We start from the raw sequence: 25710 nt of genomic DNA on the forward strand, positions 1-25710 counted from the left end.
ATGCCTGGAATACCTTTGGAACATGGCCTTGCGGTAGCAGGCGTCCTGTTCTGCCTCGGTCTGGTTGGACTGATGGTTCGCCGTAACATTCTCTTCGTATTGATGAGTCTGGAAATCATGATGAACGCTGCTGCACTGGCGTTCATCGTTGCCGGTGCACGCTGGGCGCAACCGGATGGACAGGTCATGTTCATTCTGGTGATCACCCTGGCAGCCGCCGAGGCCAGTATTGGCCTGGCGATCCTGCTGCAGCTGTATCGCCGCTTCCACACGCTTGATATCGATGCTGCCAGTGAGATGCGCGGATGAACCTTCTCTTTCTGACTTTCGTATTCCCCCTGATCGGCTTTTTGCTGCTGTCGTTCTCCCGTGGACGCTTCAGCGAAAACCTCTCGGCCCTGATCGGCGTTGGCTCCATCGGCCTGTCGACCCTTGTGGCCGCGTACGTGATCTGGCAATTCAACGTCTCGCCGCCTGAAGGCGGTCACTACACGCAAGTGCTGTGGCAGTGGATGGCGGTGGGTGAGTTCAAGCCGAACTTCGCCCTGTACCTGGACGGTCTGTCCGTCACCATGCTCGGCGTGGTGGTCGGTGTAGGCTTCCTGATCCACATCTTTGCCTCGTGGTACATGCGCGGTGAAGACGGCTACTCGCGCTTCTTCGCTTACACCAACCTGTTTATCGCCAGCATGCTGTTCCTGATCCTGGCCGATAACCTGCTGTTCGTGTACTTCGGCTGGGAAGGCGTGGGCCTGTGCTCCTACCTGTTGATCGGTTTCTACTACAGCAACCGCAACAACGGTAACGCCGCACTCAAAGCGTTCATCGTGACCCGCATCGGCGACGTGTTCATGGCCATCGGCCTGTTCATTTTGTTCCAGCAATTGGGCACGTTGAACATTCAGGAGCTGCTAGTTCAGGCACCGCTCAAGTTCCAGGCCGGCGATTTCTGGATTGTACTGGCGACCCTGATGCTGCTGGGTGGTGCGGTCGGTAAATCGGCGCAGCTGCCCCTGCAAACCTGGCTGGCAGACGCCATGGCCGGCCCGACGCCGGTGTCGGCACTGATTCACGCCGCTACCATGGTGACCGCAGGTGTTTACCTGATCGCGCGTACCCACGGCCTGTTCACACTGGCGCCTGAAGTGCTGCATCTGGTGGGCATCGTGGGAGGTGTGACACTGGTACTGGCCGGTTTTGCGGCACTGGTGCAAACCGACATCAAACGTATCCTCGCCTACTCTACCATGAGCCAGATCGGCTACATGTTCCTCGCCTTGGGCGTAGGTGCATGGGATGGCGCGATTTTCCACCTGATGACCCACGCCTTCTTCAAGGCATTGCTGTTCCTTGCTTCGGGTGCGGTGATTGTCGCCTGCCACCACGAGCAGAACATCTTCAAGATGGGCGGCCTGTGGAAGAAACTGCCACTGGCTTACATCAGCTTCATCGTCGGCGGCGCGGCCTTGTCTGCACTGCCTCTGCTGACCGCAGGCTTCTACTCCAAAGACGAAATTCTTTGGGAAGCATTCGCCAGCGGCAACAACGAGTTGCTGTACGCCGGTCTGGTGGGTGCCTTCATGACCTCGCTGTACACCTTCCGTCTGATCTTCATCACCTTCCACGGTGAAGCCAAGACACAAGCCCATGCAGGCCATGGTGTGTCGTACTGGCTGCCACTGAGTGTACTGATCGTCCTGTCGACCTTTATCGGCGCCATGATCACGCCTCCACTGGCGGGTGTACTGCCACAAAGCGTTGGCCATGCCGGCGGCGAAGCCAAGCACAGCCTGGAAATCGCCTCGGGTGCCATCGCATTGGCGGGTATCCTGCTGGCCGCCCTGCTTTACCTGGGCAAGCGTCGTTTCGTGACGGCTGTGGCCAACAGCGGTATTGGTCGCTTCCTGTCGGCCTGGTGGTTTGCTGCATGGGGCTTCGACTGGCTGTACGACAAACTGTTCGTCAAACCGTACCTGTTGATCTGCCGCCTGCTGCGCAAAGACCCTCTGGATCAGACCATCGGTCTGGTACCGAAGATGGCCAAGGCCGGGCACAACGCCCTGAGCCGCAGCGAAACCGGTCAACTGCGTTGGTACGCTGCTTCCATGGCTGCCGGTGCGGTACTGGTCATGGGCGCCATCGTACTGGTAGCGGTCTGATATGAACCTTCGACATTGCGAAAGGAATTGAGCCCGTCATGATTCTGCCTTGGCTAATCCTGATCCCCTTTATCGGCGGCCTGCTGTGCTGGCTGGGTGAGCGCTTCGGCGCCACCTTGCCACGCTGGATTGCGTTGCTGACCATGTCCCTTGAACTTGCGCTCGGCCTCTGGCTGTGGGCGCACGGGGACTACCACTTGGCACCTAACCCGGGCGCAGCCCCGGCCTGGGCGCTTGAGTTCCAGCACACCTGGATCGAACGCTTCGGCATCAGCGTGCACTTGGCGCTCGATGGCCTGTCCCTGCTGATGATCTTGCTCACCGGCTTGCTCGGTGTGCTGTCGGTCTTGTGCTCCTGGAAAGAAATCCAGCGTCACGTGGGCTTCTTCCACCTGAACTTGATGTGGATCCTGGGCGGTGTGGTCGGCGTGTTCCTCGCCATCGACCTGTTCATGTTCTTCTTCTTCTGGGAAATGATGCTGGTGCCGATGTACTTCCTCATCGCGCTCTGGGGTCACAGTTCATCGGACGGTAAGAAAACCCGCATTTACGCAGCGACCAAGTTCTTCATCTTCACTCAGGCTTCCGGCCTGATCATGCTGGTGGCGATCCTCGGTCTGGTGCTGGTCAACTTCAATGAAACCGGCGTGCTGACCTTCAGCTATGCCGAGTTGCTGAAAACCAAGATGTCACTCACTACCGAGTACATTCTGATGCTCGGCTTCTTTATTGCCTTTGCCGTGAAACTGCCGGTTGTACCGTTTCACTCCTGGTTACCGGATGCTCACGCACAAGCGCCGACTGCAGGCTCGGTCGACCTGGCCGGTATCTTGCTGAAAACCGCGGCGTATGGTTTGCTGCGTTTCGCCCTGCCCCTGTTCCCGAACGCTTCGGCCGAATTCGCGCCGATTGCCATGACCCTGGGTCTGATCGGGATTTTCTACGGCGCATTCCTCGCTTTCGCACAAACCGACATCAAGCGTCTGATCGCTTTTTCCAGTGTTTCCCACATGGGCTTCGTACTGATCGGGATTTACTCCGGCAGCCTGCTGGCTCTGCAAGGCGCTGTGATCCAGATGCTGGCGCACGGTGTATCGGCGGCGGCGCTGTTTATTCTCAGCGGTCAGCTGTACGAGCGCCTGCACACCCGTGACATGCGTGAAATGGGCGGTTTGTGGTCGAAGATCGCCTACCTGCCGGCCATTAGCCTGTTCTTTGCTGCCGCGTCGCTGGGCTTGCCGGGCACCGGTAACTTTGTCGGCGAGTTCCTGATCCTGATTGGCTCGTTTGCCAGCTTCCCTTGGGTCACGGCGATTGCCACGACCGGCCTGGTGTTTGGCTCGGTCTACTCGTTGATCATGATTCACCGCGCCTACTTCGGCCCTTCCAAGTCGGACGCCGTACTGGCCGGCATGGACGCACGTGAAATGATCATGGTGCTCGGTCTGGCGGTACTGCTGATTTTCATCGGCGTGTACCCGCAACCGTTCCTCGACACCTCTGCTGCGACCATGAATGGCGTGCAGCAATGGCTCGGCACCGCCTTCACTCAACTCGCTTCGGCCCGGTAAGAGCGCTATGGAATTCACGATCCAACACTTTATCGCGCTTGCTCCACTGTTGATTACCAGCATCACCCTCGTTGTGGTGATGCTGGCAATCGCGTGGCGCCGCAACCACTCACAGACCTTCCTGCTCTCGGTAGCGGGTCTCAACCTGGCACTGCTGTCGATCTTCCCGGCGTTGAAAGTCGCTCCATTGGCCGTCACTCCGCTGTTGATGCTGGACAACTTTGCTTACCTGTATATCGGGCTGATCCTGGTCGCGACCCTGGCCTGCGTGACACTTGCGCATGCCTATCTGGGTGAAGGCGGTACAGGTTACCCGGGCAACCGCGAAGAGCTTTACTTATTGATGCTGCTGGCAGCGTCGGGCGGTCTGGTACTGGTCAGCGCACAACACCTGGCAGGCCTGTTCATCGGTCTGGAACTGCTCTCGGTCCCTGTCTACGGGCTCGTGGCCTATGCCTTTTTCAACAAACGTTCACTGGAAGCCGGCATCAAATACATGGTGCTGTCGGCCGCCGGTTCAGCGTTCCTGTTGTTTGGTATGGCCTTGCTCTACGCAGAAGCCGGCAGCCTGAGCTTCAGCGGCATCGGCCATGCGTTGGCCGCTACCGGTGCTCCGAGTGCCATCGCGCAGCTCGGTTTGGGGATGATGCTGGTCGGTCTGGCGTTCAAGCTGTCGCTGGTGCCTTTCCACCTCTGGACGCCGGACGTGTACGAAGGCGCTCCGGCGCCCGTAGCGGCGTTTTTGGCGACCGCTTCGAAAGTCGCGGTATTTGCTGTGATGGTACGGTTGTTCCAGATCTCTCCTGCCGCCACCACCGGCGTCATGAGCGACGTACTGACCGTGATCGCGATTGCCTCGATCCTGTTCGGTAACTTGCTGGCACTCACGCAAACCAACCTCAAGCGTCTGCTGGGTTATTCGTCCATCGCCCACTTCGGCTACCTTCTGATTGCTCTGGTCGCCAGTAAAGGCATGGCCATGGAAGCCATCGGCGTCTACCTGATCACCTACGTACTCACCAGTCTGGGTGCGTTCGGTGTGATCACATTGATGTCCTCGCCTTACAAAGGCCGTGACGCGGACGCCCTGTATGAATACCGCGGCCTGTTCTGGCGCCGTCCGTACATGACCGCCGTACTGACGGTGATGATGCTGTCGCTGGCCGGTATTCCCCTGACCGCAGGCTTCATCGGCAAGTTCTACATCATTGCTACCGGTGTTCAGGCGCAGCAATGGTGGCTGGTGGCTTCCCTGATCCTAGGCAGTGCCATCGGCGTCTTCTACTACCTGCGTGTGATGGTCACTCTGTACCTTGTTGAACCGAAACTGCATCGCCACGATGCTCCGCTCAATTGGGAACAGCAAGCAGGCGGCGTGATGTTGCTCGCTGTGTCGGTATTGGTCTTCGTGCTGGGTGTTTACCCTCAGCCGATGCTGGAACTGGTACAACGCGCCACCCTGGGCTTGCTGGGCTAACCCCTCTCGCTCGACCCGCTACCCCGTGAAAGCCTGGCTTACACGGGGTATTTTTTTATCAGCTGTTTATAAACAGCCCGCGAGTTGGGTAATGCCAAAATAGTTCTGAATATTGATTGCCAAAGACTCGATATTGATACTTACCTACACACTGTTAATTCACCCACGCTTAGCCATTGGCACTGCTTTCCCCTCTGCTGTTTATATCTTGCGAAACACTCAGCAACGACAGCAGCCTGCGCCTCTATACGTCCCCTTCCCGCACATACAAATTATCAAACACTTATTACAAAACTGAAAAACACGGTGCATTGACAGGTATTTTTATCCCTCATACATTCGCTTCCTCGCGAGCTTCCTGCCTTAGAAATAATAAATAGAACTGCGCACCGACTTTTTAAACACCAAAGGAAAATGACCCATGCAGACTCTTCACCAGTCCAGCGGTTATTACTCAACGACCGATGGCCACCAGTTGTATTGGGAACGACATGGAAACCTCGGCGGCGAACCCGTTTTCTTTATTCACGGCGGACCCGGCGGAAGCTGTAATGAAAAACATCTGCTGTTCTTTGATCTTAAGCACGTTGATGTCGTTTTATTTGATCAACGGGGCTGCGGGCGCTCAACGCCCCAAGGGCGATTGACGGATAACAATACGAATGCACTGGTTCAAGACATAGACGCTCTGCGCCATTACTTTGGATTTGAACGCATCAGCGTGCTCGGGGTGTCATGGGGCAGTTGGCTGGCTCTGAAATATCAGCACCGGTTCAAGCATCGCGTTAACCGGTGCGTTGCTGCGTCGGTATTTGCACCTGAAGAAAAAGTGTTTAGTGCCTATGAACGGATACTCGAGCAAACCCTTGAACGTTTACCCGATGTAGGCGTGACCCTCAACCAAACCTACAAGGCGCTGTGCACAGATAGCCATGAAGTCCGCCGCGCTGCAGCGCTCAACTGGAGCAAGGCCCATCTCGCAGGGATCATGTCCGATGAGCAACTGGATGACTTTGTAGACAGCTCGGCCATCGCCTCCATCCGTCTCGAACTGCACTATCACCTCAACCGCTATTTCTTCACCCCTGAGGACCTGAACCTTCGAATCGGCCCCAACACGACCCTCATTCAGGGAATAGACGACCCATGCGGATTGCTGAGCATGCACTGGCTGCAAGAGCGCTCGAGCGGCCCAAGCTTGCTGGTCAAGGCAGGCCACAATGCACTTGAGCCCACCTTACTGAGCCACATCCGACAAACACTCGCCCCATAAGGCTTTAGTAAGAAAATACTGCCTATCGCGTCGAACTCTCGCTTAATTCCTGAAATGAGTGATGTGCCCTACACAACTTAAAAAAACGCCCTGACTGTAAAAAAGCACTCTATTGACAGCCCTACAATAAACACCTCACACACTCACCCTTGTACCTACACTCAAGTTCACGCCTCCGTATTATTAAACGCCGGGCACACCCGCATTCCAGCGCCTTCCCACACCAACTGAACAGTGAATAGCACCGAACAAAAATAAACATGTACCAAAATATTAATTCGCTCGCGCAAGTTGAAACTGCGTTCATTGACAGCCAAGAATACAGGCAACTAAATTAAAAGCGCGCTTAGGACGCCTAAGCCAACTCAATATTTCAATTAAATTTCAATCCACTTAAAGCAGGTTTTCAATATGGGCTACCACATGGCTATGAACACCCAGGCACTGCCTGATGCAGACACACTGGACTCCCAGACCGAGCAGCAGCTTATCGATCAACTTGAATTGTCCGATGCCGAGAAAGAAGAACTCCACGCTGACTAACTCCGTAAGGAGGGAACGTTTCTGACTTCCCTCCTTACACCGGACTCTCCCATGACGACATTAATTCCTCCTGACGAACGTGAGCTTTCTTTGCCCGAGGCGTATGCAAGAGTGCTTCAAGAGCTGAACTGCCTCGGGCTGGCCTGCTCCGTTCGTACACTCGGAGAGCGCATTGTGAACACTCGCGTGATGCTGAGTGACGCCAACTCAGGGCATCAGGGGGCCGGTTCCGGAAAAGGCTACGCTGACAGCGCCTTGGTAGGAGCCCACTATGAAGCATTGGAACATTACCTGAGCGAGCATCACGAGATGCACGCCGGGGTTGAATTGCGTCCTGCAAATCGTTTCACGCGCGACGGTATCTTTCACGACGACAGTCTTCTGGATAGCGTCATTCAACATACTGAGGCCAGCATCGCCAGCCGCCTTTACCACAGCCCTCTCGACACAGCGTCCTTCTATTACCCGATCGCTTTTAGCTTGCCTGACTACCCCGGCAGGCCGTTGGCAGGCGACACATTTGATTACGCAGGTATACGCCGCTACTTCAGCAACAGCGGCATCGCCATTGGCGCCACCTACCAGGAAGCAGCTCTGCACGCCATCAATGAATGCCTGGAGCGCGATGCACTCTCACTCTTTCTGCTCAGCCATTTTTACTACCGGCACGACCGGCCACTGCGCAGGATCCAACGCCCGCAGGCACACCACCCTCTCTGCAACCTTTGGCAGGAAGCTGAGACAGAGTTGCATGCAGAAGTCATTCTGCTCGACATCAGCAGTGAGTTTTGCGTCACCACCTGTATGGCTTTCACCCACTCCGGTAACCAGCCCATCACCCTTTTCGGCTGCGGCACGTCATTAAGTGCGTCCCATGCGGCAGCTCGCGCACTTACCGAACTCGTGCAAGTCCGTTTGGCGGCAACCCGCGCCGACACAGCGCAACATATCGACTTGCAAATGCGCCATTTAGCTGCGTTTCCTCGCCTGCAGCGCTGCCTGCGCCTGGATATAGACGACCTGATGATGCATACCCGCCAGCAACTGGTCGCGCTGCCAATGCACGGCGCCCCAGGCACGCTGGACGAGCAGATCCACGTCATCGCCCGTGATGTACGCGCGCACAACCGCGAACTGGGTATCAGCACCCTCTATCAAACGGACAGGGGTACCACCCTGGCCAACGTCGTGATCCCGGGGCTTGAGCGTTTTTATATTGTGAGCACCGGCAACGTTGTCATTCCCCAAGCCCGGGGACAGGCGCTCAATGAGTGTGTCAGGTGATGCCATGACTCATGCCCTGACCGTACACCGCGAGCAGCACGTCCAGCAGCAGATACACACGCTCTGCAGCATGACGGTGCATCAACACGCGTCGTGGACAGAACCCCTTGGTCCCGGGCTGAACAACGTGTTTATGCTCAATATCGAGGACTCGCTCTGGGTAGGCCGCAAAACGCTGACAACGGCCTTCGGCGGCCGACAGCACCTGTCCAGCCTGATCCGGCCCTCCATGTTGCTCGGGCGTTTTACCCGCATTGTTTACGGGAGCCATGGCGTCACTGTGCAGTTCATCACGGCAGGCGAAGCAGAAAAGACACAGCTCTTTCAGCGAGCGCCCAACCTGACGGGCAGCGAGCTGTACTTTCCCTTCCCCGTCCTTGATAGCCATGCACAGGAGTACGTCATGCATGAAGAACACTGGCGCTTTAGCGAAACACTGGCCCAGACACTGAATGAGGATGAACGACACTTTCGAGACCATTGCACCGCCTTGCTGCAAAGTCGACTCAAGCCCGGCGCCCGACTGCTCGACCCGGCATGTTCCACCGGCGCATTCATAGCGTCCATGGCCAGTGCGTTGCCCCACACCCGTTGTGTGGGCGCCGACTGCTCGTTAAGCATGGTGGCGCAAGCGCGCACCCGTCATCGATTACCCAATCTGCAGTTTCACCATCGTGCTGCACAAGAAGCGCCTCAGCCCACAGCCGAATGCGATGTTTTATTTCTGCGCTTCCTGAATGCCGAGGTGATGAGCAGAGACCACGCGCAACAGTTGCTAATGATGCTGTTGAAGCACTTGAAACACGGCGCAATGGCCATCGTGTTCGGGCATACCCCGGTGCTGCCCAACATCCGGTATTGGGCACATGCGACTGGACTGAAGCTCATCTCTTCCTTGGCCGCTCGGCCGGATCACCTGGAGTTGTTCGAGTGCTATGTATTGCAATCGCCTGTGGACTAACACATTAGGCCAGTTTGGCAGTTGCGAGCGATTCTCGCCTTGTATAGGCTTGCGCGCCGCCCGCCCAACCCTGGACCTGTCATTCATGCGTTCTATCCGCTTTGCACTGCTGCCTTTGGCCCTTGCCTGTGCTTCTTCAGCCCTCGCAGAGACACTTGAGCTGGGAGAGGTGCAAGTACGCAGTCAAGAAAGCAGCGAGCTGGACCTGGCCCGAGCCCGGATGAATGAAGTCCCCGGCGCCAGCAATGTGATTGATTTGAACACCGTTGAAACCGGCCGTACGAGCAGCAATACCGACGTGCTCGCGTACCAGCCTGGCGTCTATGCACAGTCATCGGGCAACGACGGTGCCAAGGTTTCAGTGCGCGGTTCCGGCCTTAATCGCGCGCCGGGCGCCCACGGCTCGGGACTGTATGTGATGTTTGACGGGCTGCCGCTGACAGGCCCCGGTGGCAGCCCTTATGAATTGTTTGAACCGTTATGGCTCAGCCGCGCCGAAGTCCTGCGCGGCGCCAATGGGTTTGACACCGGTGCACTGGCCTTGGGCGGCTCAATCAACTACGTCACCCGCACCGGCTACGACGCGACCCCGCTGCAGGTGCGTTATGAAACAGGCAGCTACGGTTATCAAAAACGTCAGCTCAGCTCAGGGCAAGTACTGGGCGATCTTGATTACTACATCTCCCTGAATGACGCCACTACCGACGGTTATCAAGACCATACCCGGGGTAGCAGCAAAGGCGTTGCGGCCAATGTCGGTTATCGCTTCAACCCGCAACTGGAGACGCGTTTTTATTTGCGCTATCGCGAGACTGATAACCAACTGGCAGGCCGTGTTACCAAAGACCTGATCAAGCATCATCCACGCTCGGCCAACCCTGCTTATGTCAAGGGAGATTACAGCCGTCCTCAACCGGGAAGTACCTGGTTCGCCAACAAAACGACGATGTACCTGGACGACGACTCGCAGCTTGAAACCGGACTGGTGTACCACGACTACCCGATGGACCTGCGTGAAGGCCCTAACCGGCTGAAAGTCGCGTATACCGATGTCAGCGGCACTTTGAACTACAAACGCCGTGACACCGTGTTCGGGCTGGAAAGCAAGACAACCGTGGGCTTGCGTAGCACCAAGCACCTGCCCAATAGCGGGGCATCGGAATACGTGCGAATTCCTGCGGGAAACACCGCGGCGTATCCTGCGGGCACAAAGATGCGCGACTTCAGTTACCAGGGTTCGGACACGGTGCTGCACGCCGGCAATGACCTGGAGCTGATGCCCGATCTATGGCTCACCACTGGCATGGCCCTGATCTACACCCGCCGTGAGAGCGACGTGAGCTATCCGGACAGCGGCGGCAAGGTCAGCCAGCATGATTGGGATTACGCGCCACGTGTCGGCCTGCGTTACGCGTTCAATCCCGCGTTGCAGGTGTATGGCAATGTGAGTCGCTCCGTCGAGCCGCCGCATCCCTGGTCGATGATCTGGGGCTCGCCTTTTACGTTTCCTGTCAATAATGGCCCGGCCACTGGTCGTCAAAGCACACCTGTCGCTTTACACAATCAAACAGCCACCACTCTTGAGTTGGGGAGCCGGGGTGATGCCTGGTTTGGTCAATGGGATCTCGCCTGGTATTACTCGGCCATTCGGCATGAACTACTCAGTGTCGAGACGCAAGCTGCAACCGCCACTCAAGCGCCAATTATCGGCGAATCCAATGCCAGCCCAACCGTCCACCAAGGGATTGAGGCCGGACTCAACAGTCTGTTGTGGGAAAAAGACGGTATTGGCAACGTCTCGTTGCGCCAGGCATACACCTTCAGTGATTTCCACTACCGCAATGATGAACGTTTTGGCAGTAACGCGTTGCCCAGCATTCCCCGTCACTACTATCAGGCCGAGGTTCGCTACGACCATGCGCAAGGGTTCTACGCCGGGGTCAATACGCAAGTGGCCTCGCGCATGGCCGTGGATTACGCCAATTCGTATCACACCTCTTCCTACATGCTGTGGGGAACAACATTCGGGTATGCCTCACCCAAGAAAGACTGGCAAACCTGGCTAGACCTGCGCAACCTGACACGCCAGCGCTATGCCGCTACCGTCACCCCTGGGTATGACGACAACGGCAAGGACGCCGCGCGCTCGACCCCCGGCGAAGGCATGGGCGCCTACGTCGGGGTGTCATACAACTTGCGCTAGTTGCGTGGCTGAATGTCGGCGGGCAGTCGCACTTTGCGGCGCGTCCCGCTGAACAGCCCCCAGCTGGAGAGAAAAAGGGCTGCGATCAACGGCCCGATTACAAAGCCATTGAGACCAAAAATGGCCATACCGCCCAAGGTGGAGATCAGGATCAAGAAGTCCGGCATTTTGGTGTCTTTGCCGACCAGAATCGGGCGCAGCACGTTATCCACCATGCCAATCACCAAAACCCCATACAGCGCCAGTACCACCCCCTCCCATACCTGACCTGTCACCAGAAAGTAAATGGCCACGGGAGCCCAGACGATCCCGGCGCCCACGGCGGGCAGCAGAGAGAGAAACATCATCAACACTGCCCAGAACAATGAGCTGTGGATACCCAGGAACCAAAACATCAGTCCGCCCAGAGCGCCCTGTGTGATCGCAACCGCCAGGTTGCCCTTGACCGAAGCCCGCACCACGCGACGCAGTTTGAGCTGCAGCAAACGCTTCTGCTGCTCCGCCAGCGGAACTGCATTGCGAATGGTGCGCACCATCTGCTGGCCATCACGGATAAAGAAATACAACAGGTACAGCATGATGAAAAAACTCACCACCAGTTCGAAAGTACTCTGACCAAAACTGAAGACTTGGGTGGCAAAGAACTGACTGCCTTCCAAAGCGCCTTTGGACACTTTCTCACTCAAACCGGCGATATTGCCCAGACCAAAGCGATCAAGCCAATTCTGTACATTCATCGGCAAGATGTCTTTGAACTGCATGACGTAGCTGGCGACGTTGATCTTGCCGCTCTGCACGTCGTTGTAGAGCATGGCCACTTCCTGTACCAGCAAGGCGGTGGTGATGATGACCGGCAAAATGGCAATCACGGTACAGATGCCCAGGGTGGCAAATGTCGCCAGGTTGCGCCGCCCCTTGAACTTAAGCACTAATTTGCGTTGTAAGGGGGCGAACAGAATCCCCAGAGCGACTGCCCAGAAAATCGCACCGTAGAACGGCAACAAGATCCAGATAAAAGCAATTGTGACCAAGGCCAACAATAACAGCAGGGTTTTGCGTTGCAGGCTTGTTTCGTTCATAGGCCGTCCATGTCAGTAAGGCGCACATTCGTCGGTTAGCGCCAGCTTAGTCCGCAAAGCGTCTGCCAAGTGCCATCGTTGCTGCATAAAGCATAGATCCAGATCAACATTCCACTGTTTAAGCCCGATTACTATCGCGCCCTTTGCGAATGGCTCCACTATGTCCCTTGCACCGCCCGAACTCCTCGCCCCTGCCGGCACCCTGAAGAACATGCGTTACGCCTTCGCTTATGGCGCCGATGCCGTGTACGCAGGCCAACCGCGCTACAGCTTGCGGGTGCGCAATAACGAATTCGACCACGACAACCTGGCTATAGGCATTAAAGAAGCGCAGGCCCAAGGCAAACGTTTTTACGTCGTGGTCAACATCGCCCCGCACAATGCCAAGCTGCGCACCTTTCTCAAGGACCTGGCGCCAGTGATCGCCATGGGCCCCGATGCGTTGATCATGTCCGACCCCGGTCTGATCATGCTAGTGCGCCAGCACTTCCCGCACATGCCAATCCACCTGTCAGTGCAGGCCAATACCGTGAATTGGGCCAGCGTCGAATTCTGGCGTCAGCAAGGGCTTAGCCGAATCATCCTGTCGCGCGAATTATCGCTGGAAGAAATCGAAGAGATTCGTCAGCACGTGCCTGACATGGAATTGGAGATCTTCGTGCATGGCGCGTTGTGCATGGCTTACTCCGGTCGGTGTCTGTTGTCCGGCTACATGAACAAGCGAGATGCCAATCAGGGCAGTTGCACCAACGCCTGCCGCTGGAAGTATGACGCTGCCCCCGCCACCGAGAATGAACTGGGCACAATCGTGAACGTGGTTGACCCGTCTGTGGAGCCGACATTAGGCATAGGCCGGCCGACTGACGAGGTGTTTCTGCTGCATGAAACCAGTCGTCCTGAAGAGCCAATGGCGGCGTTTGAAGACGAACATGGCACTTACATCATGAACTCCAAGGACCTGCGTGCCGTACAGCACGTGGGCCGGTTGACGCAAATGGGCGTGCACTCGCTGAAAATTGAAGGCCGCACCAAGTCGCACTTTTACTGCGCGCGGGCCACTCAGGTGTACCGCAAGGCCATTGATGACGCCGTGGCAGGGCGTGAGTTTGATCGCAGCCTGATGACGGACCTGGAGTCTCTGGCGCAACGCGGATACACCGAAGGCTTCCTGCGCCGCCATGTGCATGACGAATACCAGAACTACCTGCATGGCAGCTCACTGTCCCAGCGTCAGCAGTTTGTGGGCGAGCTGACCGGGGAACGGCGCAACGGCATGGCCGAGGTCAAGGTCAAAAACCGGTTTTCCGTGGGCGATCATCTGGAACTGATGACCCCGCGCGGAAACTACCACTTCGATCTTTATCAATTACTCAACACTGCCAACTTGCCAATTGAGGTTGCGCCCGGGGATGGCCACACGGTGTACCTGCCAATCCCCGATCAAGTGGATTTGAGCTACGCCTTGCTGATGCGGGATCTGACCATCAGCGAGACGATCAAACAGGCTGCGCTGTAAACGCGCACGGGCGTAACAAGGATCAAGTGGTCAATCCCTGAACACTTCATCCAGCAGGTTATGCATGGCGATGAAGGCGCGCTTGGCGGTTTTCGCGTCATACATCATCTTGCCCGGAACGTTGGCGTGTGGATCTGTGAACGAGTGCACGGCGCCACCGTAGCTGACCAACTGCCAGTCAACGCCTGCTGCATTCATCTCGTTTTCAAAGGCCGGGAGCTGCTCGTTGGGTACCAAGGGGTCGGACGCACCGTGCAGCGCCAGCACCGCCCCTTTGATGCTGTTCGCATCAATGGGGTTAGGCGTATCAAGGGTGCCGTGGAAGGATATGGCGGCTTTGAGCGGTGCACCACCGCGGGCCAGCTCCAGCGAACAACAGCCTCCAAAACAAAAGCCGAAGGTTGCCAATTTGGCGCTGTCGACTTTGGCAAACGAGGTGTTGCGCAAGTTATCGTAAGCGGCCCACATACGTTTGCGCAGCAAGGCACGGTCGTTTTTCAGCGGCATCATCGCAGCGCCCGCCTCATCAGCATTAGCAGGACGTATGCCTTGACCGTACAAGTCGGCAATCAATACCACATAGCCCTGTTCGGCCACGGACTTGGCAATCTCTTCAGCCCCTGCGCCAATGCCCATCCAATTGGGCGCCATGAGCAAGCCCGGCAACGGATCCACTCGGCTTGAGTCATAGGCAAGACGGCCCTCGTAAGGCTGGCCATCGATTTGATAGATCACCGACTGGAGCGTTATAGATTCCATTGAAAACCTCTGAGTTCAAAACAAAAAAAACCCGCCGAAGCGGGTTTTTTATAGACGTCTTACACGGACAACTCAACTAACAACTTATTCAGACGACGGACATAGGCCGCCGGATCTTTCAAGCTGTCGCCAGCCGCCAGTGCTGCTTGATCGAAGAGTATGTGCGACAAGTCGCCAAAACGCTCTTCACTTTGCTCCGCATCCAGTTTCTCGATCAGCGGATGAGCCGGGTTGAATTCGAAGATAGGCTTCGAATCCGGAACTTTCTGTCCGCTGGCTTCCAGAATCTGGCGCATCTGCAAGCCAAGGTCCTGCTCGCCAATCGCCAAAATGGCCGGTGAATCGGTCAGACGGTGCGAAACACGCACTTCACTGACGCTGTCGCCCAATGCCGTCTTGATGCGCTCAACCAGACCTTCTTTAGCCTTGGCCACTTCTTCTGCGGCTTTCTTGTCCTCTTCGGAGTCCAGATTGCCCAGATCAAGGTCGCCACGCGCCACGTCAACAAAGGTTTTGCCGTCAAATTCGCTGAGGTAGCTCATCAGCCACTCATCAATACGGTCGGTCAACAGCAGCACTTCGATGCCTTTCTTGCGGAAGACTTCCAGGTGCGGGCTGTTTTTAACCTGAGCATAGGTTTCACCGGTCAGGTAGTAGATATTGTCCTGACCTTCCTTGGCACGCTCAAGGTAGTTCGCCAGTGAAACCGTTTGCTCGCCGCCTTCCTCGTGGGTTGAAGCGAAGCGCAGCAGCCCGGCGATTTTTTCTTTGTTGGCGAAATCTTCAGCCGGACCTTCTTTCATCACCTGACCGAAGTTTTTCCAGAAGCCCTGGTATTTCTCAGGCTCGTTTTTCGCCAGTTTTTCCAGCATGTCCAGGACACGCTTGGTCAGCGCCGACTTCATGGAATCGATGATCGGGTCTTTTTGCAGGATTTCACGCGACACATTCAACGACAGATCGTTGGAGTCGACCACGCCTTTGATAAAACGCAGATACAGCGGCAGGAAGGACTCAGCCTGATCCATGACGAATACGCGCTGTACGTACAGCTTCAGGCCTTTAGGCGCTTCACGCTGGTAGAGATCAAACGGAGCGCGGGCCGGCACATAGAGCAACGAACTGTATTCCAGCTTGCCTTCGACCTTATTATGGCTCCAGGCCAACGGGTTTTCGAAGTCGTGGGCGATGTGCTTGTAGAACTCCTGATATTCCTCGTCCTTGACTTCAGCGCGAGGTCGGGTCCACAAGGCGCTGGCGCGGTTAACGGTTTCCCATTCCAGCGCAGGTGCTTCTTCGCCTTCTGCGCCAGCCTGCTCTTTAGGCAGTTCGATGGGCAAGGCGATGTGGTCGGAGTATTTTTTAATGATGTTGCGCAGACGCCAGCCATCAGCGAACTCTTCTTCACCGGACTTGAGGTGCAGCACAATTTTGGTACCACGCTCAGGCTTCTCGACAGTAGCAACTTCGAACTCGCCTTCGCCCTTGGACGACCAGTGCACGCCTTCGCTGGCAGGGGTACCGGCACGACGGCTGAACACGTCTACTTTGTCTGCAACGATAAAGGCGGAGTAGAAGCCCACACCGAACTGACCGATCAAGTGCGAATCTTTCTTTTGATCGCCCGAGAGGTTTTTCATGAAATCGGCGGTGCCGGACTTGGCAATCGTGCCCAAGTGGGTAATCACGTCGTCACGGTTCATACCGATGCCGTTGTCTTCGAGGGTGACGGTCTTGGCGTCCTTGTCGAAGCTCACACGGATTTTAAGTTCGTCGCCGCCTTCCAGAAGTTCTGGCTTGGACAGCGCTTCAAAACGTAATTTGTCGACAGCGTCAGAGGCGTTCGAGATCAATTCGCGAAGGAAGATTTCCTTGTTGGAATACAGCGAATGGATCATGAGGTGCAACAGTTGCTTGACCTCGGTCTGGAAGCCCAGGGTTTCCTTTTGAGTTTCCACGCTCATTGTTATAAAACTCCAATTTGATGGCATGAGCCACGCCCTAGAGGGTTGGCGGCGGGATGTCATGAAAGTTGGGGCTGGTACTGAAATTTCAAGGCCTGTGTTTTGAATCTACCCCAGCCCCCTCGTCATTGCGGGTTAACGCACCCGGTTAAGGGCCTCTAAACAGGGCATTACGACGATATTACCGTGCCATGACTAATCTGCTTGGCTTGTCAGTCGGTGACTGCGTAGAATTCGCGCGCGGCGTGCATTTATATATCTGCACACCCAAGGAACTTAAGCTATCGGCCTGTGCTCAAACGGCCGGTAGATATACTCAATAAGGAGAAACACCCCATGCGTAAGACTTTCGCTGTTGCTTTGATGTTGGCTGCTTCCCTCGGTCTCGCTGCTTGCGACAAAAAATCCGAAGATAAAGCACAAGACGCTGCTCAACACTCCGAGCAAGCTCAAGAAAAAATGAATGAAGCACAAGACAAAGTAAACGAAGCTGCAAAAGAGAACGCCGAAGCCGCTAAAGATCAGGCTGAGTCGAACAAAGCCGCTGCTGAAGAAGCCGCTCCGGCTGCTCCAGTTGCACCTGCTGCTACAGAAGCTGCTCCTGCTACCAAGTAATTCATTTACTTGGCTGCAAAAGAAAGCCCGCTCAATGCGGGCTTTACTTTGTCTGCGATTTGCCGAGTCAGACCAACAAACTTTTGAATGCAGGACTCAACATTAACAAGAGTGTGCAAAGCATCCCGACCACCCACGCCAGAGAGCGTTGCAACGCCCTATCAGCCCAGTAACACAGCAAAAACACAATGCGTGCGCACACAAACACAATGGCCAATGTGTCAATTAGCAAACCCTGTGTTTGGGTGGTGTGCGCCATCAATACAGCCGCCGAGAACAGCATGAAGGCTTCAAAACTGTTCTGATGCCCCGCCAGTGCTCGCGCGCCCAGGCCTGTCAAACGCGCCTGTTGTTCACGCGGTAATTGATTGTCATAGCCGCCCTGCTCTTTCATGGCTTTAGCCACGGGCACGCGTGCAATAAAGATCAACAGTGCGCTGATAAAAACACACCAGAAAGGAATACTCATGGGGTTGCGTCCTTGTTTGACTCAGGCAACGGCGCCTCAGTCGGGGTGTAGACCATGACACTCAACACGTCAGAATGAAACTCGCGTCGGTATAAAACCACGACGACACCCGCGCTCATCAGCATAAACAACCACGGGCTGACAAACCACGCCAGCATGGTCATGCCGAAGTAATACGAACGCAGGCCAAAGTTGAACTGGTTGGCTGCCATCGAAATCACTTTGGCCGCGCGCAATGCAAATGCCTTGCGCTCTTGTTCCGCAACATCGCGCTCGCCAATCATGGGCGCCGATCCAATGAGGATGGCGGCAAAGTTGTATTGGCGCATGCACCAGCTGAAGGTAAAGAAGGCATAAACGAATACCAGTGCCAGGCACAACAACTTGATTTCAGACATGCCCTGCGACGCTTGTTGCACCATGGGGATATCTGCCAACAGCGACACCGCCCGCTCCGATGCGCCCAGCACAGTCAGAATACCCGCGAGAATAATCAGGGTGCTGGAGGCAAAAAAGGATGCATTGCGTTCCAGATTGCCAATCACACTCGCGTCGGCAATGCGGTTGTCGCGCAATAGCATGCGGCGCATCCAGTCCTTTCGATACAAGTGCAAGACGCTGGCCAGACAGGCCGTGTCACGCGCTTTCCAGGTGGCATAGCGTGTGTAGCCACCCCAGCACACGACAAACCAGAGTGCGGCTAAAAGATGAGTCCAATTTGACTGAATGAACGACATGGGTTTTCCCGAAGCGCACGTGAGGGTAAGAGTTATGCACTTGCGTTCGACGCTTTAGCCAGCAAAAAGACACGCCCATAAAAAATGCCCTGTATCAAATTGATACAGGGCATTTTCATGTCGTCATTGCCCGCTTGTGGCGGGCTGAATGATTACGCCAGCGCTTCTTGACGCTTGCCCAGCATGCGGTCGCAAATCACCGCACCCAACAGAACCACCAGAGAAGGCACCAGCCACGCCAGCCCTTGCTCACTGAAAGGCATGTTAACCAGTCGATCAGGAATCCAGCCCGCCATGCCAGCCCCTTTAAGGGCATCGATGGAACCGAAGATGAAGGACACCAGCATCACCGGGCCCACGATTCGTGCTTGAGCGTGCCACAAGCCTTTGCAGAAACTCAGCGCCACCAGCACGATGCACGGCGGGTAAATCGCTGTCAGCAATGGAATGGAGAACGCGATCAACTGAGTCAGGCCCAGGTTGGACACCGCCAGCGAGAAGACTGCCAGCATCACCACCAGAGCCTTGTAGGACAGTGGCAGAACAGTACTGAAGTATTCAGCACAGGCGCAGGTCAGACCGACCGCAGTTACGAGGCAGGCCAGTGCAATCAATACCGCCAGAAAACCGCTGCCCAACGAACCAAAGGTGTGTTGTACGTAAGCGTGCAGTACCGCAGCGCCGTTGGTGGCACCCGCAGCCACTTCATGGCTGCCAGAACCGAGACGGAACAGGCTGACATACACCAGCGCCAGGCCCACACCTGCGATCAAACCGGCAATGATTGCATACCGGGTGATCAACTTCGGTGACTCCACACCACGGGAGCGGATGGCATTAACAATGACAATGCCGAATACCAATGCACCCAGCGTGTCCATGGTCAGATAACCATTGATGAACCCTTGGGAGAATGGCGCGGCAACGTATTCCGGGGTTGCCACGCCAATGTCGCCAGCCGGCAACGCAAACGCAGCAATGCCGAGGATCGCCAGCGCGATGATTTTCAGCGGCGCCAGAAAACGCCCTACGGTGTCCAAAAGGCGGCCCGGGTACAGTGAAACGAAGAACACGATAAGGAAGTACACCGAGCTGTAGAGGAACAGCGCCAGCGGGCTTTCACCGGTCAAAGGCGCGAGGCCGACTTCAAACGACACGGTGGCCGTACGCGGGGTCGCGAACAGCGGACCTACCGCCAGGTACGCAACCGCAGCCAGCAAGCCGCCAGCGATTTTACCGATCGGGCTACTCAGCGCATCCATGCCGCCGCCGACTTTCGCCAGCGCCACAACGGTGATGACCGGCAAGCCTACAGCCGTGGTCAGAAAGCCCAATGCAGCAATCCAGACATTAGGTCCGGCTTGCAGGCCAACGATCGGCGGGAAAATGATATTGCCAGCCCCAACGAACAGGGCAAACGTCATAAACCCAAGCGCCAGGATGTCCTGGCCTTTCAATACTTTCATTACGGAAATACCACACTACTGAATCGGAATTTAGAGGGGGAATTTCCCGTGCGGATGTGGGAAATGCTGTCGAACTGTATAAGTCCAACCCGTCTAGCGCGTGGCTTCCTTGTGGGATGCGAACGCAGAATTGGCTGTCAGATTACCCATTTTTTTCCTGCAACGCACTGTTGCAGGGCGCTCTGTCCGATGAACGCACGCAGTTGTCGCTTTGATGACATCGAAATTCGCCTTGGTGTGCTTTTCCTACAAGACGAGTCATAACAACCTACGCTTTCAATCACTAACCTGCTGGCAAACCTGCCAACAGGGTGTGCAAGCTTTGGAGCCATTGAAGAGTAGCGCGAGAGAGCATCACAGGTCGTAAGGGTCGTTAAAACGCTATCGCGGGTCTTCGGCTGGGCGCGCAGAAACATGACGGCGCACTAGAACCTCAAGCATTCCGGAACGGCGTCGATCCCGGCTTGCCTATGTGATATCAGCTCTGCCATAGCGCTTTTCAATGCACCGGAGCCTGAACGCACAAAGGCCACCCGAAGGTGGCCTTTGCCTGGTGTAACAGTCAGCTAAGCCAATGGCTTATTTGATTGCCCAGCCAGTCAGCTCGGACAACGCCTTGCCGATGTCTGCCAGCGAACGCACGGTTTTAACGCCTGCGTCTTCCAGAGCAGCAAACTTCTCGTCTGCAGTGCCCTTACCGCCAGAGATGATTGCGCCAGCATGGCCCATGCGCTTGCCTGCGGGGGCAGTCACACCAGCGATGTAGGAAACAACCGGCTTGGTCACGTTTGCCTTGATGTAAGCAGCCGCTTCTTCTTCAGCCGAACCGCCGATCTCACCGATCATAACGATCGCTTCGGTCTTCGGGTCTTCCTGGAACAGCTTCAGAATGTCGATGAAGTTGGAACCAGGAATCGGGTCACCACCGATGCCCACGCAAGTCGACTGACCGAAACCGGCGTCAGTGGTCTGCTTGACAGCTTCGTAAGTCAGGGTGCCGGAACGCGACACGATGCCTACTTTGCCTGGCAAGTGGATGTGACCTGGCATGATGCCGATCTTGCATTCGCCCGGCGTGATCACGCCTGGGCAGTTAGGGCCGATCAGGGTCACGCCCAGCTCGTCGCACTTAACTTTAGCGTCCAGCATGTCCAGGGTAGGAATGCCTTCAGTGATGCACACGATCAGTTTGATGCCACCGAACGCTGCTTCAAGGATAGAGTCCTTGCAAAACGGAGCCGGTACGTAAATAACGCTGGCAGTTGCACCCGTAGCCGCAACAGCTTCTTTTACGGTGTTGAAAACAGGCAGGTCCAGGTGAGTGGTACCGCCTTTGCCCGGCGTAACGCCACCGACCATTTTGGTGCCGTACTCAATGGCTTGCTGGGTGTGGAAGCTACCCTGCGAACCGGTGATGCCCTGGCAGATAACCTTGGTGTCTTTATTGATCAGGACGCTCATTACTTGCCCTCCGCAGCTTTGACAACTTGTTGAGCAGCGTCGGTCAAGCTGGTAGCAGCGATGATGTTCAAGCCGCTTTCTGCCAGTACTTTAGCGCCCAGTTCAGCGTTGTTGCCTTCAAGGCGCACAACCACCGGGATTTTAACGCCGACTTCTTTCACTGCACCGATGATGCCTTCGGCAATCATGTCGCAACGAACGATGCCGCCGAAGATGTTGACCAGTACTGCTGCAACATTGCTGTCGGACAGAATGATCTTGAACGCTTCAGTTACGCGTTCTTTGGTAGCACCGCCGCCAACGTCGAGGAAGTTGGCTGGCTTGCCGCCATGCAGGTTGACGATGTCCATGGTGCCCATGGCCAGGCCAGCACCGTTAACCATGCAGCCGATGTTACCTTCCAGCGCTACGTAGTTCAGTTCGAACTGGGCAGCGTGCGCTTCGCGCGGATCGTCCTGGGACGGATCGTGGAAAGTCTTCAGCTTAGGCTGGCGGTACATGGCGTTAGCGTCGATGTTGATTTTCGCATCGAGGCAGTGCAGATCGCCGTCAGTCTTGATGACCAGCGGGTTCACTTCCAGCAGAGCCAGATCGTGGTCCTGGAACAGTTTGGCCAAACCAACGAAGATCTTGGCGAACTGGGAAACCTGCTTGCCTTCCAGACCCAGCTGGAAAGCCAGCTCACGACCCTGGAATGGCTGAGCGCCAACCAGTGGATCGATCGTGGCTTTAAGAATTTTTTCAGGCGTATCGTGAGCGATTTTCTCGATGTCCACGCCACCTTCGGTGGAAGCCATGAACACGATACGGCGGCTCGAACGGTCAACGACAGCGCCCAGGTACAGCTCTTTAGCGATATCAGTGCACGATTCAACCAGGATCTTGGTGACCGGCTGACCATTGGCGTCAGTCTGGTAGGTCACCAGACGCTTGCCCAACCACTGTTGTGCGAATGCTTTAGCGTCTTCTTTGCTGCGAACCAGCTTTACACCGCCCGCTTTACCGCGACCACCTGCGTGAACCTGGGCTTTTACAACCCATTCGGTTCCGCCGATTTTGTCGCATGCTTCTGCGGCCGCTTCCGGGGTATCTACTGCATAACCCTTGGATACTGGCAGGCCGTATTCAGCGAACAGCTGCTTACCCTGATACTCGTGAAGATTCATGCTTTTTACCGTCTTCGTTAGGTACTGCGCATTCGGCGCTGCACTTTTATTAGTGCCGCACCACCTGTGACTGCTGCTTGCACTGTTTCGACAAACCCGACACCCGCGTGGGCGGAGTCGGGCCTGATTGAAACGGGACAAGACTGCGTCCGGCGGAAGTTCCGCGGTGAGGCTTGCGAGCAAGGCTCACGACGGGCAAACCGCCGTGGTTTCTTATTGTCTGGTCTTAACGTTTCTTACGGTTGGCAATGTGGATGGCGCCGCCATTCACTGCCAGCGCTGCTTCGTGCAACGCTTCGGACAAGGTTGGATGGGAGAAAACCATCATGCCCAAGTCCTCGGCACTGGTGCCGAACTCCATACCGATAGCGCCCTGCTGTACCAGCTCTGCAGCGCTCGGGCCAATCACGTGGACGCCCAGTACGCGGTCAGTTTTGGCATCAGCAATGACTTTTACAAAGCCACCGGTGTCGTTTGCTGCCATGGCACGGCCACTGGCTGCGAACGGGAAGGTGCCGACGTTAACTTCAACGCCTTCAGCTTTCAAGGCCTGTTCGGTTTTACCGACCCACGCGATCTCCGGGTGCGTGTAAATAACCGATGGAATCAGGTCGTAGTTCATCTCGGTCTTGTGACCTTTGATGCGCTCGACAACCATGATGCCTTCTTCGGAAGCCTTGTGAGCCAGCATCATGCCGCGCACCACGTCACCAATGGCGTAGACGCCCGGTACGCTGGTGGCGCAATGATCGTCAACAAACACGAAACCGCGTTCGTCAATGGTCACGCCGCTGTCGGCTGCCAGCAGCTCGGTGGTCACCGGACGGCGGCCTACCGCTACGATCAGCTTGTCGAAGGTAATGGTCTGTTCGCCGTTGGCGTCGGTGTAGGTCACAACGACTTCTTCGCCGTTCACCTTGGAACCGGTTACGCGGGCGCCCAGCTTGATGTCCAGACCTTGTTTGGTCAGGGTTTTGTAGGCTTCCTTGGACACAGCAGCATCCGCCGCCATCAGGAACGTATCCAGGGCTTCCAAAACAGTGACCTGAGCCCCCAGACGCGACCATACCGAACCCAGTTCCAGGCCGATTACGCCAGCGCCGATTACGCCAAGACGCTTGGGTACGGACTGGAATTCCAGGGCGCCGGTCGAATCAACGATTACGTTGTTGTCCACTGGAGCCGGTGGAATGTCGATCGGACGCGAACCCGAAGCCAGAATCACGTTCTCGGCTTCGATGATTTCGACGCTGCCGTCAGGCTTGGTCAGTTCAACTTTCTTGCCGGCCAGCAATTTGCCGTGACCTTGCAAGGACGTCACGCCATTTGCCTTGAACAGGGTCGCAACACCGGAAGTCAGACCTTTAACGATGTTGGCCTTGCGGCCTACCATCGCCGGCACGTCCATCTTCACTTCACCGGTGCTGATACCGTGGATGGCGAACGCATCCTTGGCTTCGTGGTACTTCCAGGAGCTGTCCAGCAGCGCCTTGGATGGAATGCAGCCAACGTTCAGGCACGTACCGCCCAGCGCCAGTTTGCCTTCCTTGTCGGTGTATTTTTCGATGCAAGCAGTCGAAAGGCCCAGTTGAGCGGCCTTGATGGCTGCAACGTAGCCACCAGGGCCCGCACCAATCACTACAACGTCAAATTTCTGAGACATGTAAAAGAATCCTCTTTTAGCGACAAGCTTCAAGCCGCGAGCTGCAAGCCAAAGCCAGGCCGCGAACGACACAAGGCTTCAGACTTGCAGCTCATGGCTGCTTCTATCAGATATCCAGCAGCAGACGCGCCGGATCTTCCAGCAGGTTTTTGATTGCTACCAGGAAACTTACAGCTTCTTTGCCGTCGATCAAGCGGTGATCGTAAGACAGAGCCAGGTACATCATCGGACGGATGACCACCTGACCGTTGACGGCCATAGGACGCTGAAGGATGTTGTGCATGCCCAGGATCGCAGCTTGCGGCGGGTTAACGATCGGGGTCGACATCATCGAACCGAACGTACCACCGTTTGTGATCGTGAACGTGCCGCCGGTCATTTCATCAATCGACAGCTTGCCGTCACGGGCTTTCTTGCCGTAGGCAGCGATGCCGCCTTCGATTTCAGCCAGGCTCATCAGCTCTGCATTACGCAGAACAGGAACCACCAGGCCGCGGTCGCTGGAGACGGCAACGCCGATATCTGCGTAGCCGTGGTAAACGATGTCGGAACCGTCGATAGATGCGTTGACAGCCGGGAAGCGTTTCAGCGCCTCAGTGGCGGCCTTCACGAAGAACGACATGAAGCCCAGACGCACGCCGTTGTGGGACTTCTCGAACAGGTCCTTGTACTTCGAACGCAGTGCCATGATTTCAGTCATGTCCACTTCGTTGAAGGTGGTCAGCATCGCCATGTTGGACTGCGCTTCAACCAGACGCTTGGCCACAGTGGCACGAACGCGGGTCATTGGAACGCGTTTTTCAACACGGTCGCCAGCAGCGAATACCGGTGCAGTTGCAGCCGGTGCAGCGGCTTTGGCAGGTGCGGCAGCAGGAGCAGCTTTTTTGGCCGCTACAGCAGCAACAACGTCTTCCTTGGTCACACGACCACCTTTGCCAGTACCGGCAACGGAAGCAATGTTGATGCCGTTTTCTTCAGCGATTTTACGAGCCGCCGGTGCAGCGATCGGGTCATCTTCGCCATCGGCAGCAGGTGCAGCGGCTTGAGCGGCAGGAGCAGCGGCAGCCGGTGCAGCAGGAGCAGCAGCGCCGCCTTCAACGATGGAGCCCAGTACTTCGTCGGACAGAACGGTGTCGCCTTCGTTCTTAACGATTGCGCCCAGTACGCCATCAGCAGTGGCCAGTACTTCCAGCACAACTTTGTCGGTCTCGATGTCAACGATCAGGTCGTCACGCTTTACAGCGTCGCCCGGTTGCTTGTGCCAGGTGGCAACGGTGCCGTCGGCAACCGATTCCGGAAAAGTTGGGGCTTTAATCTCGATAGCCATGTTCGTGGTTCCTTTAA

General features: G+C 56.1%; 20 protein-coding genes. 10 read left to right on the forward strand and 10 right to left on the reverse strand.

What is annotated here, in order from left to right:
* The 8 genes from nuoK (at window position 1) to HBN68_RS16610 (ending at window position 11471) form a co-directional block, all read left to right on the forward strand.
* Window positions 1-309, forward strand: a complete 309-nt coding sequence (nuoK, locus tag HBN68_RS16575; RefSeq protein WP_003446970.1) for an NADH-quinone oxidoreductase subunit NuoK — start codon at window positions 1-3, stop codon at window positions 307-309.
* On the forward strand, window positions 306-2159 hold the full coding sequence (gene nuoL / locus HBN68_RS16580; protein ID WP_094992623.1) for an NADH-quinone oxidoreductase subunit L: 1854 nt from the start codon (window positions 306-308) through the stop codon (window positions 2157-2159). Before nuoK ends, nuoL begins: the two co-directional genes overlap by 4 nt.
* Window positions 2160-2197: 38 nt before the next feature.
* On the forward strand, window positions 2198-3730 hold the full coding sequence (gene nuoM / locus HBN68_RS16585) for an NADH-quinone oxidoreductase subunit M (RefSeq protein ID WP_094992624.1): 1533 nt from the start codon (window positions 2198-2200) through the stop codon (window positions 3728-3730).
* Window positions 3731-3737: 7 nt separating this feature from the next.
* Entirely contained in the window at window positions 3738-5207 is a 1470-nt protein-coding gene (gene nuoN, locus HBN68_RS16590; protein WP_094992625.1) for an NADH-quinone oxidoreductase subunit NuoN, read from the forward strand.
* Between the two features lie 421 nt (window positions 5208-5628).
* Entirely contained in the window at window positions 5629-6480 is an 852-nt protein-coding gene (locus HBN68_RS16595; RefSeq protein ID WP_169965336.1) for an alpha/beta fold hydrolase, read from the forward strand.
* 633 nt (window positions 6481-7113) lie between these two features.
* Window positions 7114-8307 carry a YcaO-like family protein gene (locus tag HBN68_RS16600; RefSeq protein ID WP_262373558.1) on the forward strand — a complete coding sequence of 398 codons (1194 nt, stop codon included), beginning with the start codon at window positions 7114-7116 and terminating at the stop codon, window positions 8305-8307.
* Window positions 8308-8311: 4 nt separating this feature from the next.
* Window positions 8312-9268: a class I SAM-dependent methyltransferase gene (locus tag HBN68_RS16605; protein WP_169965340.1), complete on the forward strand. Its 957-nt coding sequence runs from the start codon at window positions 8312-8314 to the stop codon at window positions 9266-9268.
* An 85-nt stretch (window positions 9269-9353) separates the two neighbouring features.
* Window positions 9354-11471, forward strand: a complete 2118-nt coding sequence (locus HBN68_RS16610) for a TonB-dependent receptor (protein ID WP_169965343.1) — start codon at window positions 9354-9356, stop codon at window positions 11469-11471.
* On the opposite strand, the gene HBN68_RS16615 is transcribed toward HBN68_RS16610, so the two are convergent.
* Window positions 11468-12550, reverse strand: a complete 1083-nt coding sequence (locus HBN68_RS16615) for an AI-2E family transporter (RefSeq protein WP_094995144.1) — start codon at window positions 12548-12550, stop codon at window positions 11468-11470. The two genes, HBN68_RS16610 and HBN68_RS16615, sit on opposite strands and share 4 nt — an antisense overlap.
* Before the next feature lie 160 nt (window positions 12551-12710).
* On the opposite strand from HBN68_RS16615, the gene yegQ reads away from it, so the two are divergent.
* Complete coding sequence (gene yegQ / locus HBN68_RS16620) at window positions 12711-14066, forward strand: tRNA 5-hydroxyuridine modification protein YegQ (protein WP_169965345.1); 1356 nt, start codon at window positions 12711-12713, stop codon at window positions 14064-14066.
* 30 nt (window positions 14067-14096) lie between these two features.
* Here yegQ and HBN68_RS16625 read toward each other — a convergent pair whose 3' ends face one another.
* Window positions 14097-14825 (reverse strand): dienelactone hydrolase family protein, encoded by a 729-nt coding sequence (locus tag HBN68_RS16625; protein WP_169965347.1) that lies wholly within the window; start codon window positions 14823-14825, stop codon window positions 14097-14099.
* Window positions 14826-14884: 59 nt separating this feature from the next.
* Window positions 14885-16789, reverse strand: coding sequence for a molecular chaperone HtpG (htpG, locus tag HBN68_RS16630; protein ID WP_169965349.1), 1905 nt, complete (start codon window positions 16787-16789; stop codon window positions 14885-14887).
* Window positions 16790-17125: 336 nt separating this feature from the next.
* On the opposite strand from htpG, the gene HBN68_RS16635 reads away from it, so the two are divergent.
* Complete coding sequence (locus HBN68_RS16635; RefSeq protein WP_094995140.1) at window positions 17126-17404, forward strand: hypothetical protein; 279 nt, start codon at window positions 17126-17128, stop codon at window positions 17402-17404.
* A 67-nt stretch (window positions 17405-17471) separates the two neighbouring features.
* On the opposite strand, the gene HBN68_RS16640 is transcribed toward HBN68_RS16635, so the two are convergent.
* From HBN68_RS16640 to odhB, 7 genes are all read right to left on the reverse strand, one after another.
* Complete coding sequence (locus HBN68_RS16640; protein ID WP_094995139.1) at window positions 17472-17873, reverse strand: MAPEG family protein; 402 nt, start codon at window positions 17871-17873, stop codon at window positions 17472-17474.
* Window positions 17870-18610: a DUF599 family protein gene (locus tag HBN68_RS16645; protein WP_094995138.1), complete on the reverse strand. Its 741-nt coding sequence runs from the start codon at window positions 18608-18610 to the stop codon at window positions 17870-17872. The genes HBN68_RS16640 and HBN68_RS16645 overlap by 4 nt, the downstream gene beginning before the upstream one ends.
* A 152-nt stretch (window positions 18611-18762) precedes the next feature.
* Window positions 18763-20076 (reverse strand): branched-chain amino acid transport system II carrier protein, encoded by a 1314-nt coding sequence (gene brnQ, locus HBN68_RS16650; RefSeq protein ID WP_169965351.1) that lies wholly within the window; start codon window positions 20074-20076, stop codon window positions 18763-18765.
* Between the two features lie 579 nt (window positions 20077-20655).
* Window positions 20656-21537, reverse strand: coding sequence for a succinate--CoA ligase subunit alpha (sucD, locus tag HBN68_RS16655; RefSeq protein WP_016780174.1), 882 nt, complete (start codon window positions 21535-21537; stop codon window positions 20656-20658).
* Window positions 21537-22703: an ADP-forming succinate--CoA ligase subunit beta gene (gene sucC / locus HBN68_RS16660; RefSeq protein ID WP_047274270.1), complete on the reverse strand. Its 1167-nt coding sequence runs from the start codon at window positions 22701-22703 to the stop codon at window positions 21537-21539. The genes sucD and sucC overlap by 1 nt, the downstream gene beginning before the upstream one ends.
* Before the next feature lie 226 nt (window positions 22704-22929).
* The gene (lpdA, locus tag HBN68_RS16665; protein ID WP_047274268.1) at window positions 22930-24366 is read right to left on the reverse strand and encodes a dihydrolipoyl dehydrogenase; all 1437 of its coding nucleotides are present in this window, start codon (window positions 24364-24366) and stop codon (window positions 22930-22932) included.
* A gap of 106 nt (window positions 24367-24472) precedes the next feature.
* A complete protein-coding gene (odhB, locus tag HBN68_RS16670; protein ID WP_047274266.1) occupies window positions 24473-25693 on the reverse strand; it encodes a 2-oxoglutarate dehydrogenase complex dihydrolipoyllysine-residue succinyltransferase in 1221 nt (406 codons plus the stop codon).
* Window positions 25694-25710: the final 17 nt, after the last annotated feature.

Origin of the sequence: Pseudomonas sp. WS 5078 (assembly GCF_012985745.1) — a bacterium.
GTDB lineage: Bacteria > Pseudomonadota > Gammaproteobacteria > Pseudomonadales > Pseudomonadaceae > Aquipseudomonas > Aquipseudomonas lundensis_A.

Bases quoted from the DNA above. Each gene is read 5' to 3' on its own strand.
- nuoL (WP_094992623.1), top strand. From the start codon at position 306: ATGAACCTTCTCTTTCTGACTTTCGTATTCCCCCTGATCGGCTTTTTG.
- HBN68_RS16645 (WP_094995138.1), bottom strand. From the start codon at position 18,610: ATGTCGTTCATTCAGTCAAATTGGACTCATCTTTTAGCCGCACTCTGG.
- HBN68_RS16640 (WP_094995139.1), bottom strand. From the start codon at position 17,873: ATGAGTATTCCTTTCTGGTGTGTTTTTATCAGCGCACTGTTGATCTTT.
- HBN68_RS16605 (WP_169965340.1), top strand. From the start codon at position 8,312: ATGACTCATGCCCTGACCGTACACCGCGAGCAGCACGTCCAGCAGCAG.
- HBN68_RS16610 (WP_169965343.1), top strand. From the start codon at position 9,354: ATGCGTTCTATCCGCTTTGCACTGCTGCCTTTGGCCCTTGCCTGTGCT.
- HBN68_RS16635 (WP_094995140.1), top strand. From the start codon at position 17,126: ATGCGTAAGACTTTCGCTGTTGCTTTGATGTTGGCTGCTTCCCTCGGT.
- sucD (WP_016780174.1), bottom strand. From the start codon at position 21,537: ATGAGCGTCCTGATCAATAAAGACACCAAGGTTATCTGCCAGGGCATC.
- odhB (WP_047274266.1), bottom strand. From the start codon at position 25,693: ATGGCTATCGAGATTAAAGCCCCAACTTTTCCGGAATCGGTTGCCGAC.
- lpdA (WP_047274268.1), bottom strand. From the start codon at position 24,366: ATGTCTCAGAAATTTGACGTTGTAGTGATTGGTGCGGGCCCTGGTGGC.
- sucC (WP_047274270.1), bottom strand. From the start codon at position 22,703: ATGAATCTTCACGAGTATCAGGGTAAGCAGCTGTTCGCTGAATACGGC.
- HBN68_RS16625 (WP_169965347.1), bottom strand. From the start codon at position 14,825: ATGGAATCTATAACGCTCCAGTCGGTGATCTATCAAATCGATGGCCAG.
- nuoN (WP_094992625.1), top strand. From the start codon at position 3,738: ATGGAATTCACGATCCAACACTTTATCGCGCTTGCTCCACTGTTGATT.
- brnQ (WP_169965351.1), bottom strand. From the start codon at position 20,076: ATGAAAGTATTGAAAGGCCAGGACATCCTGGCGCTTGGGTTTATGACG.
- nuoM (WP_094992624.1), top strand. From the start codon at position 2,198: ATGATTCTGCCTTGGCTAATCCTGATCCCCTTTATCGGCGGCCTGCTG.
- nuoK (WP_003446970.1), top strand. From the start codon at position 1: ATGCCTGGAATACCTTTGGAACATGGCCTTGCGGTAGCAGGCGTCCTG.
- yegQ (WP_169965345.1), top strand. From the start codon at position 12,711: ATGTCCCTTGCACCGCCCGAACTCCTCGCCCCTGCCGGCACCCTGAAG.
- HBN68_RS16595 (WP_169965336.1), top strand. From the start codon at position 5,629: ATGCAGACTCTTCACCAGTCCAGCGGTTATTACTCAACGACCGATGGC.
- HBN68_RS16615 (WP_094995144.1), bottom strand. From the start codon at position 12,550: ATGAACGAAACAAGCCTGCAACGCAAAACCCTGCTGTTATTGTTGGCC.
- htpG (WP_169965349.1), bottom strand. From the start codon at position 16,789: ATGAGCGTGGAAACTCAAAAGGAAACCCTGGGCTTCCAGACCGAGGTC.